Source organism: Type-C symbiont of Plautia stali (assembly GCF_059730935.1).
In genome coordinates, this window is sequence record NZ_AP035924.1 from 66,639 (window position 1) to 78,775 (window position 12,137).

Genomic DNA, 12,137 nt, shown 5'->3' on the forward strand with positions numbered 1-12,137 from the left:
TGCACCGCGTTGATTATAGTCTGCCGCCTTCATTCAGCCCACATCAGAATTTGAGGAAGGCATCATGAAAATTAACGCACTGGTGGCACAGGATGCAGCGCAACCGCTCGCTGCCGGCCAGATTACTTTGCGTCCGCTGCAGCTGCAGGACGTAAAAATTGAAATTCTTTACTGCGGCGTATGCCATTCCGATTTGCACATGGCACGCAATGAGTGGGCGGTCAGTCGTTATCCGCTGGTGCCGGGCCACGAGATCGTTGGACGCGTGCTGGAGACCGGAACTCAGGTTACGCGCTTCAAAGCCGGTGATGTGGTCGGTGTGGGCGTGATGGTGGATTCCTGCCGTGCCTGCCACTTCTGCCAGCAGCAGGAAGAGCAGTACTGCGAAGCGGGCTTCACCGCCACTTACAACGGCATCGATAAATACACCGGCGACAGCACCTGGGGCGGCTACGCGCAGAATGTGGTGGTCGATCAGCATTTCGTCGTGTCGATTCCGCACAATCTGGCGCTGGCGGGCGTGGCACCGCTGCTGTGTGCGGGCGTAACGGTGTGGTCACCGCTGCGCCATTTTGGCGTCAAAGCCGGCGATAACGTCGGGGTGGTGGGGCTGGGTGGTTTGGGCCACATGGCGGTAAAACTGGCCAGCGCATTGGGCGCCGAGGTAACCCTGTTTACTACCTCACCGGAAAAAGGCGCTGACGCACGTCGTCTTGGTGCGACGCGCGTGGTGGTGTCGCGTGATGTCGCGCAGATGGCGGCATGCCAGACCTCGCTTGATTTCATCATTGACTGCGTGGCGGCACCGCACGATCTCGATCCTTACCTCGCGACGCTGAAGACCAATGGCCGTCTGGTGCTGGTCGGCATTCCTGACCAACCGCATCAGTCGCCGAACGTCACGCCGCTGGTGTTTCGCCGTCTGAGCATCAGCGGTTCATCCATCGGTAGCATTGAAGAGACTCAGGAGATGCTGGATTTCTGCGGCGAGCATAACATCACGGCAGATATTGAGCTGATCGCCGGTGAAGAGATCGAAACGGCCTTCGCGCGTATGCTAAAGGGCGAGGTGAAGTACCGTTTCGTCATTGATATGCTGGCAACTCGCTGGTAATTGCCCGGCCATGGCTGGCGATTTCAGGCTGAAATCGCCGGCTTTGCTATGAATAGGCTTCTCTGTCTGTACCGCTTTAATGACACAGCACATTTTCGTCCCGCAATAGTAAACAATTCCCGTTACGGTCCGATAACTCCTTCTGCAGACTCAACAAAAACAATAATGACAGGAGCGAGACATGGGACTGGTCTCCCGATTACGGAATGTGCGCATTACGCGCAAGCTGGCGGCGGGCTTCGGCACCGTCCTGCTGCTGGTGGCGCTGGCCACAGCGCTCAGCGTGCAACGATTCAATCAGATTCACGACATCTATCAGAAAACCAATCTGATTTATGACATCAACATTGAAGTCTTTCAGGCCAAAATCAATCGTCTTAAATACCTGTACGGCGAGGACAAAGCGGGCGGCACCATGACGGATTACGTCACGCACGCTCAGCAACTGACGCAGCAGGCCCAGCAGTTGCCGTGGACGGCGGACGCCAGAGGGTTGCTCAACGATGTCGCCAGCCATCTTGCCCGTTTTCAGCACAGCATCACCGCCATGACCCAGGCAACCCGACAGCTCAACGAGCTGCGCAGCCAGCTGGATGCGCTGAGCCAGCAGGACATGACGTCGCGCTATACCGGGCTAATCCGGACCCCCGTCAGCACACCCGAAGTCACCAACCAGATATATCAGCTGCTGTTTGCCATCAGTAATGTGCGCGAAGAGGCCTGGGCGCTGCGCTTCAACGTCAGCGAGGCACTGCGCAATAAACTGGAACATGATTTTCAGCGCGCCGGGCAGGACATGAACACGCTATTGACTCAGCTGCCAGCGGAGCAGCAGGGCGGATTTAACGCGCTATGGCAGGATACCGAACGTTTTAAAGATCTGAGCCTGCAGGCGGCAGCGATTTACGGCCAGCTGCGTGTCGCGGAAAACACCGTCAAAGTGGCGGGCGATAACAGCAGCGCGGCGATCAAACAGATCATCGCCCTGGTTAAGGCGCGTAACGATGAACTGGCTAACGGGTCAGCGGCGCTCTCGCTGCTGATGGGCAGCCTGGCAATAGTGCTGGGTGTGCTGGTGGCCTGGACCATCATCCGGCAGATTACGCGCCCGGTGTTCCACAACCTCGCGCTGGCGGAACGCATTGCCAGCGGCGACCTCAGCTCGCAGTTTGTCACTAATCGCCAGGACGAGCTCGGCCAGCTCACCTCTGCCATGGGACGCATGAATGCGCGGCTGCGCGGCATGATTGGCGAGGTGCTGCACAGCGTCAGCAATGTGTCGCAGGCTGCCAGCACCATACATCAGGGCAACCTCGAGTTGTCGTCGCGTACCGCCCAGCAATCGGCTGCGGTGGTGGAAACCGCCGCCAGCATGGAGCAGCTGACCGCCACGGTGAAAAATAATGCCAGCAATGCACGTCTCGCCAGCCAGATCGCGGCGGAAGCGACGCATAACGCCAGTCAGGGCGGTATTGCGGTGCACAATGTCGTCAGCACCATGGGCGAGATTTCTGATAGTTCTAAGAAAATTGCCGAGATTACTGCGGTGATCAACAGCATCGCCTTCCAGACCAACATCCTGGCGCTCAACGCGGCGGTTGAAGCCGCCCGCGCCGGCGAGCAGGGGCGAGGCTTTGCCGTGGTCGCCAGCGAAGTGCGTAATCTGGCCCAGCGCAGTGCCGGAGCCGCGAAAGATATTGAACGACTGATTGGCGAATCGGTGGGACGAATCAGCAACGGCCATCAGCAGGTGGCGCGCGCGGGTGAAACGATGGAGCAGATTGTCAGTAGCATCGCACGCGTAAATGAAATCATGGCGGAGATCTCGGCTGCTTCTGATGAGCAGAGCCGCGGCATTGAGCAAATCGCGCGCGCGGTAGGTGAGCTGGACGGTACTACCCAGCAAAATGCGTCGCTGGTCAGCGCGTCATCCCATTCCGCACAGGCGCTGGAAGAGCAGGCATTCATGCTGCAGCGGCTGGTCAGCCAGTTCCGTTTGCAAGGCGCTGTAAGCTAAAAACACGCACAGCGGCAGCGAACTTCACCCGCTGGCCGCTGCTGCTATTGGCGGCAAAGCGCTGTTATTTGCGTGTGCGCCAATGTGCAAGGCGAAAATTCTTAAAAAAAGTCGCCGCAGGGCGACTTTTTCCCGATACACTGCCATTTTTGTCGACCTGAATTTTCCCGTGAATGAATTACTACTCGCCTGATGAAAACCATTTGAAGCGCCGGTCAAAACGCTTCGTTCGTCGTATGTTCATCATGCGTCAGCTCGGCACGATCCTCTGTTTCTTTCCGATTCTCTCGGTGTTACTGGAAATGCAGCGCGGACTGGCATTCAGCGCGCTGCTGTTTGTGAACGCCTTTTTCTGGCCATGGCTGGCGTATCAGCGTGCGCTTCGTGCCGAAGACTCAACCGGTACCGAACGCCAGAATCTGACGCTGGATGCCGCCTTTGGCGGAATCTGGGTGGCGCTGATGGCGTTAAGCCCGATGCCCTCTTTTGTCATCATGGCGGTGCTGGCATCGGATCGCTATGCCGCTGGCGGCGGCGCGCAGCTGATTGCCGCAATACAGGCATTTTTGTGCGGGTTTATTATGGTGTGGCTGCTGGATGGCACCAGCGTACATCTGGCGTTCAGCACGCAAACGGTCTGGCTGACGCTGCCGCTGGCCACCTGTTACATGCTGGTACTCAGCGTGGCTTCCTACAATCTCACCTGGCATTTACGCACCCGCAACCGTGAACTGGAGCGCATCGCGCTGATGGATCCCGGCCTGAAAATTCCTAACCGTCGCCTGTTTGAGCGGCGGCTGGAGAGTGAATTTCTCAGCACGCGGCGCGGCGATAGCAGCGGCTATCTGCTGTTGCTGGATGTCGATCACTTCAAAGTGGTCAATGATAGCTGGGGTCATGAGGCGGGCGATTTTTTGCTGGCCGAGATCTCGGCGCTGCTGCGCAACTATGTCGGGCTGCAGGACATTCCGGCGCGCTTTGGCGGCGATGAGCTGGGCGTTATCGTGCATCAGGCCAGCGATGAATCGGTGGTGGAGCTGGCCGAAAGGCTAAAAGAGAAGATTGCCCAGCTGCGCTTACCGGCCTCGGCAGAGTTTCGCTGCTCGGTCAGTATCGGTATTGCGCCTGCGGTCAGCGCCGAATCGTTAAGCGACTGGCTGCGCCATGCGGATGAAGCGCTGTATGAAGTGAAGCGCGCCGGGCGCAACGGCGTGCGGCTGTGGCAAACGCCGCTGGCCCGCGCATCATAATCAGAAAAATTCAGGATCGCAGTTTACCGGAAAATTCAGCGAGTTAGCGATGAAGCAGGCTTCGTGTGCCTGATGATGCAATGCCCGCGCGCGATCGGCATCCGCTGGGTCGCGCAGTTTGATGCGCGGCTTCAGCGTGATATCGGTGAAGCGGCCACGCGCCCCCTCGACCATGTTCCCTTCGGCAGCATCTTCATACTCCTCCACCACAATGCCGGCATCGGCGCACAGGTGTAAATACCACAGCTTATGGCAGGCCGCCGCAGACGCCAGCAGCAATTCCTCAGGATTCCAGCGCGTTTTATCCCCACGAAATGCCGGATCGGCACTCAGCAAAATGGGCGGTTTATCGGGTGCCTGTAATTCACTGTCACGATCGTAAGCGGTATAAGAAGCTGTGCCATCGCCGCGATTGCCGCTCCAGCGAAGGTGAATCTGGTAATGGTGCTGCCGTGCTGCCATGGGAAATGTCCTGTTCAGTGAGATCACCTTAGCGGTTGTTATTCACAACGTTCGCTACGTTTTGGTGCAAATTAATCAGGTGCGCGTCGATGCGCATCTGAAACACCTTACAGTAAAACATCTACGTAATCAGCGTATCTCATTGACATACATAAAGTGTTCAGTGCTGAAACGGTGATGCGCAAGGATCACCGGCGTGGCGCTTTGATCAAATGAGACCTCATCGATCACCATCACCGCGTGCGGCAGAGCAAGTTCCAGCAGGCTGGCATCTTCTTCTGTAGCGAGCGTGGCGCTGATCTGCTCGCGTACCGCCGCAACACGCACATCGTACTGCTCAAACAGGTAACGATACAGCAACTGCGGTAGCTGTTCCGCCGGTGGAAAGTCGGGCAGACGCGCGGCGGGGAGCACCAGCGTTTCATGCATGGCCGCAATGCCCTTCACCCGGCGCAGGCGTTTCAGGCGAATCACTGCGTCACCCGCTGCGATCTGCAGCTTATCGGCCTCGTCGGCGCTGGCGCGGCTGTGCTGATACTCCAGCAGTCGCGTTTCCGACTGCAGCAAACCGCCCGATTTGTCATGCAGACGAAAATAGTGAAAGAAATGGCTGAGGTTATGCAGCGGCGCCCAGCCGGTCACCACCGTGCCGGTTTTGCGCCGGCGCATCAGCATCCCTTCCGTCGTGAGCGCCGCCAGCGCTTTGCGCACCGTACCGACCGAGACACCGAACTTCGCCGCCAGACTGTTTTCACTGGGCAAAATGGTGCCCGCCGGCAGTTCGCCCTGCAGGATGGATTCACTGATATGGCGCTTCACTACTTCGTACAGCGGAGCGCCTTCGCCTTCGTTCAGGCGACTGAATTGAGGAACGTCGTGCGCGTCATAGTTTTTTTGCATGTTTCCGATTACCGATTGACCCCAGCTGTTCATTTGCATTATCTATAAACTATATAGAAATACAATAAGTGAACAGTTTATGCAGGAAAATTCATCACTACAGCGCGCTCTGACCTATATCGCCGACGATCAGGCGCAGATTCTTGACGATCTGCAACGCATGCTGGCGGTGGATACCTGCTTCCCGCCCGGACTGGGTTACGCAGCATTCGCCGACCTGCTGAGCACGATGCTGCAGCCGATGCATTTTGATCTGCAGCGCGTTTCGGTGCCCGACGCGCTGTGGCAGACGCCGGACGGCAGCGCGCAGGGCGAGCGGGTGAATCTGCTGGCTGCGCTGGATGCCGGTGCGGCTGAAAACTGCAATCTCTACTTTCACACCGATACGGTTCCGGCCGGCGATGGCTGGCGCTTTCCGCCGCTGGCGCTCAGCGTGGCGGAAAACAAGCTGTTTGGACGCGGCGCCGCGGATATGAAAGGCACCATCGTGGCCGCGCTGGCTGCGGTGCGGGCCGCGCAGCGCTATCAGCTCCGCCTGCGCTATAACCCGGTGTTTTTACTCTGTACCGATGAAGAGGGTGGCCTTTATCCCGGTATTCGTTATCTGGCGGAGCAGCAGTTATTCCACGGTCACCTGCTCAGCTTCAACGGCGGCGCGGTGCCGCGTATCTGGGCCGGTTGCTTTGGCAGTATCGATATCAAAATTATCGTCAGCGGCCGCTCGGCGCACTCCGGCGATCCGCTGCAGGGTATCAATGCTATTGAGGCTGCGCTTCCGCTGATGAATGCGCTGTATCAGCTGAAAGGCGAGGTGGAACAGCGGGTTTCGGCAATGCCCGCACCGCCGCATTATCAGGGCCGGCCGCTCACCGCCTTACTGACGCTGGCCGCCGCGCACGGCGGCAGTAAAGGCTCCACCATTCCGGAACGCTTCGAGCTGCTGGTTAATCGCCGTTATGCGCCGGAAGAGCCGTTTGCCGACGTGTGGCAGGAGCTGACGCAGTGCGTGGATAAGGCGATGCAGGGCAGCGCCGCCAGCGACGTCACGCTGCAGCTGATTGGCCATCTGGCGCCAGTCGCCGATCCCACCGGTCCGCACTGGCCGCGCTGGCAGGCGGCGCTCAGCCAGGGCTTCGGCTTCCCGCCAGCAGAATTCAAAGCCTGGGGATCCGCCACCAGCTCGGATATGGGCTGGGTACAGCAGGCCGGCATTCAGGAAATTCTGCTGGGCGGACTTGCCCGTCCCGATAACCGCATTCATGCCGCCGATGAATACACCACGATGGCAGATGTTATTGCACTTTCGCAGTCGATTCTGGCGTATCTCGCCAATGATTTTCAGCCAACCCAGGGTAATTAATAAACCAACGAGGAACAGAAGATGTGCGCCATGAAAGGGTTAAACCGCAGACAGTTTATCGCCAGTTCAACCGCCCTGACCGGAGCGGCGCTGCTGCCCTGGTCATTCAGTGCCTCGGCTGCCGCCGTTGCCAGCGCGACCCCGGGCGGCACGCCGCGTAAAGGTGGCGTATTGCGCATCAGCGTTGACCAGGCGGTCAGCGTGCTCAATCCCCATCAGGTGCGGGTTAATCCGGAATATCTGGTGGCAGAGCTGCTGTACAGCGGCTTAACCCGCCTGACGCAGGCGATGAAAGCGGAAGCCGATCTGGCGCAGTCCTGGCAGCCGAACGACGACTTAACCCAGTGGACCTTCACGCTGCGGCCCGATCTGCGCTTCAGCGACGGTTCGCCGCTCACCGCAGCGGATGTGGTCGCCAGCCTGCAGGCGCTGCTGGACCCGAAAAACGCCTCACCGGCGCTGCACAACATCGGCCCGATTAAAACGGTAAGCGCCAAAGACAGCAACACCGTGCTGATTGAAACCGAAGCGCCTTACGCCGATCTGCCGGTGATGCTGGCTTATCCGGATGCCAAAATCATCCCGGCACACATCGCGCAGGGGCAATACGACAAGCTGAGCAGCGCCTCGCTGGGGGCCGGGCCGTTTCAGCTGGTGTCTTACGATCCGGAACGCAAAATCGTGGTGAAACGTAACCCGCACTATTACGACGCCACGCGGCCATATCTGGATGGCGTGGAAGTGATGGTGTATCCCGACGCTATCGCTGAAAGCTCCGCGCTGATTGCCGGCGATACCGATCTGATGCTGAGTGCGCAGTCGAGCGAGTTTGCCCGCTTAGCCAAATCGGCGGGCGTGCTGCCGCTGCGCGTGGCGTCCGGCCAGTTTCTTAACGTCAACATGGGCTGCGATCAAAAGCCGTTTAATGATGTGCGCGTCCGCCAGGCGCTGGCGTTATGCGTAGACCGCCAGGCATCGGTGGATTTTGTCGCAGACGGGCTGGGATCGCCGGGTAACGACACGCCGATCAACGCCGCTTATCCGTATTACGCGCAGCTGACGCAAAAAGCGCTGGACTACAGCAAAGCCAAAGCGCTGCTGGCGGAGGCCGGTTATCCCAATGGGCTGGATTTAACGCTTATCGCCTCAGACAAGCCGTCAACCCGCACCCAGCTGGGGATTGCCCTGCGGGAGATGGCGAAACCGGGCGGTTTCCGTATCAATGTGCAGACCATGGCGCACAGCACCTATCTCGATCAGGTGTGGAAGAAGGGCAATTTCTACGTCGGCTTTTACAACATGCAGCCGACGCCAGATGCGGTGTTTTCTCTGCTCTATACCTCAACGGCGGCGTGGAACGAAACGCGCTGGAACAATGCGGCTTTCGACGGTGCGGTGATGGCGGCGCGCGAAACCAATGACGAAACGCTGCGCAGCCAGCTGTACGGCAAAGCCCAACAGCTGATGCACGACGAGGTGCCCTCGTTAATCCCGACCTTCTTTGATTTGCTGGCTGCCAGTCGTGAGCACGTGGCGGGCTATCATCTGCATCCGCGCGGTGCGGTGTTCCGCCTCGATCATGTCTGGCTGACTGCTAACGCGCCAAAGCGCAGCCTGTAAGGAGCGACCGTGACAGCAAGTTACCTGCTTAAACGCCTGCTGCTGATGATTTACACGCTGCTGGTGGTGTCGCTGCTGGTGTTCGGCATCACTCAGCTGCTGCCCGCCGATGCCGCGGTTACGCTGCTGGGACAAAACGCCACGCCGGAAGCGCTGGCGGCGGTGCGGGCGCGGCTTGGGCTGGATGCGCCCGCCTGGCTGCAATACTGGCACTGGCTGACACAGGCGCTGCAGGGCAACTTTGGCGTGTCGATGCGCAATGGCCTGGCGGTCGGGCCAACGCTGCTGACCGCGCTGTCGCGCTCGCTGCTGCTGGCGCTGTGCGCCCTGTTACTGATGCTGGTGATCGCCATTCCGCTCGGCATCTGGGCGGCCGTGCGGCGCGGTAAGACCGCCGATGTGCTGGTCAGTGTGATCTCCTACATGGGCATCTCGTTTCCGGAATTCGTCACCGCCACGCTGGTGCTGCTGCTGTTTGCCGATGTCTGGCAGATTCTGCCCGCCACCGGCTACGTGCCGCTCAGCGAAAATTTTATCAGCGGTATTCAGCACCTGATTCTGCCGTCGATCACCGTTGCGCTGATTCTGGTGGCACACGTTTCGCGCATGGTGCGCTCAGAAATGGTTGACGTGCTGCACACCGACTACGTTCGCGCCGCGTGGCTGAAAGGCCTGTCGCGCCGGCGCATCCTGTGGCGCCATGCGCTGCGTAATGGCCTGCTGCCCACCATCACCATTGTGGCGCTCGACGTCGGCTATCTGCTGGGCGGGATTGTGGTGGTGGAGGAGATTTTTGCCATTCCCGGTATTGGCCGGGAGCTGATCGTCGCGGTGCAGGCGCGCGATTTGCCCACCATTCAGGCCGGCGTGATGATCCTCGCGGCAACCTATGCCGTGGTGAATTTCCTTGCGGATTTGGCCTACGTCATGCTCGATAAGCGGATTTCCTATGCCTGAAATACTGAAACGATTACTACGCTCGCCGCAGGGTGCGGCGGGTGTGCTGATTCTGCTGCTGGCGCTGCTGATGGTGGCGGGCGGCGCGCACGTGGCACCGTTTGATCCGGAAGCGATCTCCATCCTGACGCGTTACCGCCCGCCCAGCGCGGAACACTGGTTCGGCACCGATCAGCTGGGGCGCGACATTTTTAGCCGGGTGCTGGTCGGCGCGCGATCCACCATTTTGCTGTCGCTGCTGGCGACCGCGCTGGCGATGGTTATTGGCTCGGTGCTGGGCACCGCCAGCGCCTACCTTGGTGGCAAAGTGGATGAATTCCTGATGCGCACCATGGATGCGGTGATGGCGATTCCCAGCCTGCTGTTTGCGCTGCTGATTGTCAGCACCCTGGGGCAGAGCAGCATGAACGCCGTGCTGGCCATCACCATCGCCTTCGTGCCGGGCATGGTGCGCATTGCGCGCAGCGTGGCGCTGGCGGCGCGTCAGCAGGACTACATCAGCGCCGCCATCGCGCGCGGCGAAGCGGGTTACTACATCATTCTGCGCGAAATGCTGCCGAACATTCTCGCGCCGATCATCGTGGAAGCCACCATTCGCGTGGCATTCGCCATCATGCTGTTTGCCACGCTGAGCTTTCTCGGCCTCGGCGCGCAGCCGCCCGAGCCAGAGTGGGGGCTGATGGTGTCCGAGGCGCGCAGCTATTTCTTTAAAGCACCGTGGATGATGATGATCCCCGGTCTGGCTATCGCGCTGGTGGCGATTGGCTTCAACCTGCTGGGCGATGGCCTGCGTGATGTGTTAAATCCAGGGAGCCACAAATGAAGAGTCCGCACAACCCGGTGCTGTCGGTGGACAATTACAGCCTCGATTATGCGTTAGCGCGCGGCCATTCGCTGCCGGTACTGCGCGATATCACCCTGCAGGTGATGCCGGGCGAAGTGCTGGGGCTGGTGGGGGAATCCGGCTCCGGCAAGACCACCCTTGGCTGGGCGATCATGCGCTGGCTGGCCAGTAACGCACGCGAGCAGGCGGGTGATATCCGGCTGAACGGCGAAAGCCTGCTGCAACTGCCAGCGAACCAACTGATGGCGCTGCGCGGTAAAAAGCTTGGCATGATTTTTCAGGATCCCAGCGCGTCGCTGAACCCGACGCTGACGCTGGGTGAACAGGTCACCGAAGTGCTGCGACGTCATCGTGGGCTGTCAGCGCGCGAAGCGCAGCAGCTGGGGGAATCGCTGCTGCGCGATGTCGAGCTGAAGCACCCGGCACGCATGATGCAGCGCTATCCGCATCAGGTTTCCGGCGGTGAGAAGCAGCGCATCCTGATCGCTACCGCCTTCGCCTGCCAGCCGGACTGCCTGATTTTTGATGAGCCGACCACGGCGCTGGACGTCATCAGCTCGGCGCAAATCCTCGATCTCTACGAGCGAATGCGCGCCAAGACCGGCGTTGCGTCGCTGTATATCTCACACGATCTGGCGCTGGTGGCGAAAGTGGCCGACCGGGTGTGCGTGCTGGAGCAGGGCCGCATCGTCGAGCAGGCCGCGACGCGCACGCTGTTCAGCGCACCCGCGCATCCGTATACGCGCAAACTGATTGCCGCGGTGCCGGATCCGCAGCATCGGCTGGTCGCGGATGTGGCCGGCAGTCAGCCGCTGCTCAGCCTGCAGGCGCTGACGATTGATTATGGCCAGCACGGCGTGCTCGATCGGCTGCTGAAACGGGAGGCGAACACGACGCGCGCCGCCAATGCGGTTTCGCTGACGGTGCATCAGGGCGAAATTCTCGGCGTGGTTGGCGAGTCCGGTTCGGGTAAATCTTCACTCGGTAAGGCGATAACCGGCCTGGTGCCGTTCACTGGCAGCATCGACTTCTGCGGCGCGACGCTATATGGCCGCGCGCAGATGGACCCGGCGTATCGCCGCCGCGTGCAGATGATTTTTCAGCATCCGGATGCGTCACTCAATCCGCGCATGACCGTCGGCGAAATTATCGCGCGTCCGCTGCGGCTGTATGGCCTGCCGCCGGGAGAAAGCGAGGCACAGGCGGTGGCGCGTCTGCTGCAGGAAGTGCGGCTGCCCGCGGAATTTGCCAGCCGCTATCCGCACGCGCTGTCGGGTGGGCAAAAGCAGCGCGTAGCGATTGCGCGCGCCTTCGCTAACCCGCCGGACCTGGTGATTTGCGATGAAATCACGGCGGCGCTGGATGTGTCGGTGCAGGCCACCATTATTGAGCTGCTGCTGGAGCTGCGCCGTCGCTACGGCACGGCGTATCTGTTCATCACCCACGATCTCAATCTCATCCGCCAGATCGCTCATCGCGTGGCGGTGATGTATCGCGGCGATGTGGTGGAAGTGCTGCCCGGCGAGAACATGCGGGCGCAGGCACAGCATCCTTACACCCGTGCACTGCTTGATGCCGTGCACATCCCTGATCTGACCCAATCCGTGGCATAA

Annotated in this window: 10 protein-coding genes; 8 read left to right on the forward strand and 2 right to left on the reverse strand. The window is 59.9% G+C overall.

What is annotated here, in order from left to right:
- Positions 1-64 precede the first annotated feature (64 nt).
- The 3 genes from AC6I7J_RS19525 to AC6I7J_RS19535 all read left to right on the forward strand — a co-directional run bounded on the left by AC6I7J_RS19525 (position 65) and on the right by AC6I7J_RS19535 (position 4,381).
- Positions 65-1,114, forward strand: a complete 1,050-nt coding sequence (locus tag AC6I7J_RS19525) for an NAD(P)-dependent alcohol dehydrogenase (RefSeq protein WP_104093518.1) — start codon at positions 65-67, stop codon at positions 1,112-1,114.
- A 181-nt stretch (positions 1,115-1,295) separates the two neighbouring features.
- Positions 1,296-3,131, forward strand: a complete 1,836-nt coding sequence (locus AC6I7J_RS19530; RefSeq protein WP_498007378.1) for a methyl-accepting chemotaxis protein — start codon at positions 1,296-1,298, stop codon at positions 3,129-3,131.
- A gap of 173 nt (positions 3,132-3,304) precedes the next feature.
- Positions 3,305-4,381, forward strand: coding sequence for a diguanylate cyclase (locus AC6I7J_RS19535; RefSeq protein ID WP_021508737.1), 1,077 nt, complete (start codon positions 3,305-3,307; stop codon positions 4,379-4,381).
- On the opposite strand, the gene AC6I7J_RS19540 is transcribed toward AC6I7J_RS19535, so the two are convergent.
- Positions 4,382-4,843, reverse strand: coding sequence for an OsmC family protein (locus AC6I7J_RS19540; protein ID WP_058770475.1), 462 nt, complete (start codon positions 4,841-4,843; stop codon positions 4,382-4,384). It abuts the gene before it with no gap.
- 129 nt (positions 4,844-4,972) lie between these two features.
- On the reverse strand, positions 4,973-5,743 hold the full coding sequence (locus tag AC6I7J_RS19545; protein ID WP_021508734.1) for a GntR family transcriptional regulator: 771 nt from the start codon (positions 5,741-5,743) through the stop codon (positions 4,973-4,975).
- A gap of 79 nt (positions 5,744-5,822) precedes the next feature.
- Between AC6I7J_RS19545 and AC6I7J_RS19550 the strand changes: the two genes are divergently transcribed.
- Genes AC6I7J_RS19550 through AC6I7J_RS19570 form a run of 5 tightly spaced genes read left to right on the forward strand, consistent with a single transcriptional unit; the run spans position 5,823 to position 12,137 of the window.
- On the forward strand, positions 5,823-7,103 hold the full coding sequence (locus AC6I7J_RS19550; RefSeq protein WP_498007379.1) for a M20 family metallopeptidase: 1,281 nt from the start codon (positions 5,823-5,825) through the stop codon (positions 7,101-7,103).
- A gap of 21 nt (positions 7,104-7,124) precedes the next feature.
- Entirely contained in the window at positions 7,125-8,723 is a 1,599-nt protein-coding gene (locus AC6I7J_RS19555) for an ABC transporter substrate-binding protein (protein WP_498007380.1), read from the forward strand.
- A gap of 9 nt (positions 8,724-8,732) precedes the next feature.
- Positions 8,733-9,680 carry an ABC transporter permease gene (locus AC6I7J_RS19560; RefSeq protein ID WP_021508731.1) on the forward strand — a complete coding sequence of 316 codons (948 nt, stop codon included), beginning with the start codon at positions 8,733-8,735 and terminating at the stop codon, positions 9,678-9,680.
- Positions 9,673-10,503, forward strand: coding sequence for an ABC transporter permease (locus AC6I7J_RS19565; protein ID WP_058781361.1), 831 nt, complete (start codon positions 9,673-9,675; stop codon positions 10,501-10,503). The genes AC6I7J_RS19560 and AC6I7J_RS19565 overlap by 8 nt, the downstream gene beginning before the upstream one ends.
- Positions 10,500-12,137 carry a dipeptide ABC transporter ATP-binding protein gene (locus tag AC6I7J_RS19570; RefSeq protein WP_498007381.1) on the forward strand — a complete coding sequence of 546 codons (1,638 nt, stop codon included), beginning with the start codon at positions 10,500-10,502 and terminating at the stop codon, positions 12,135-12,137. The genes AC6I7J_RS19565 and AC6I7J_RS19570 overlap by 4 nt, the downstream gene beginning before the upstream one ends.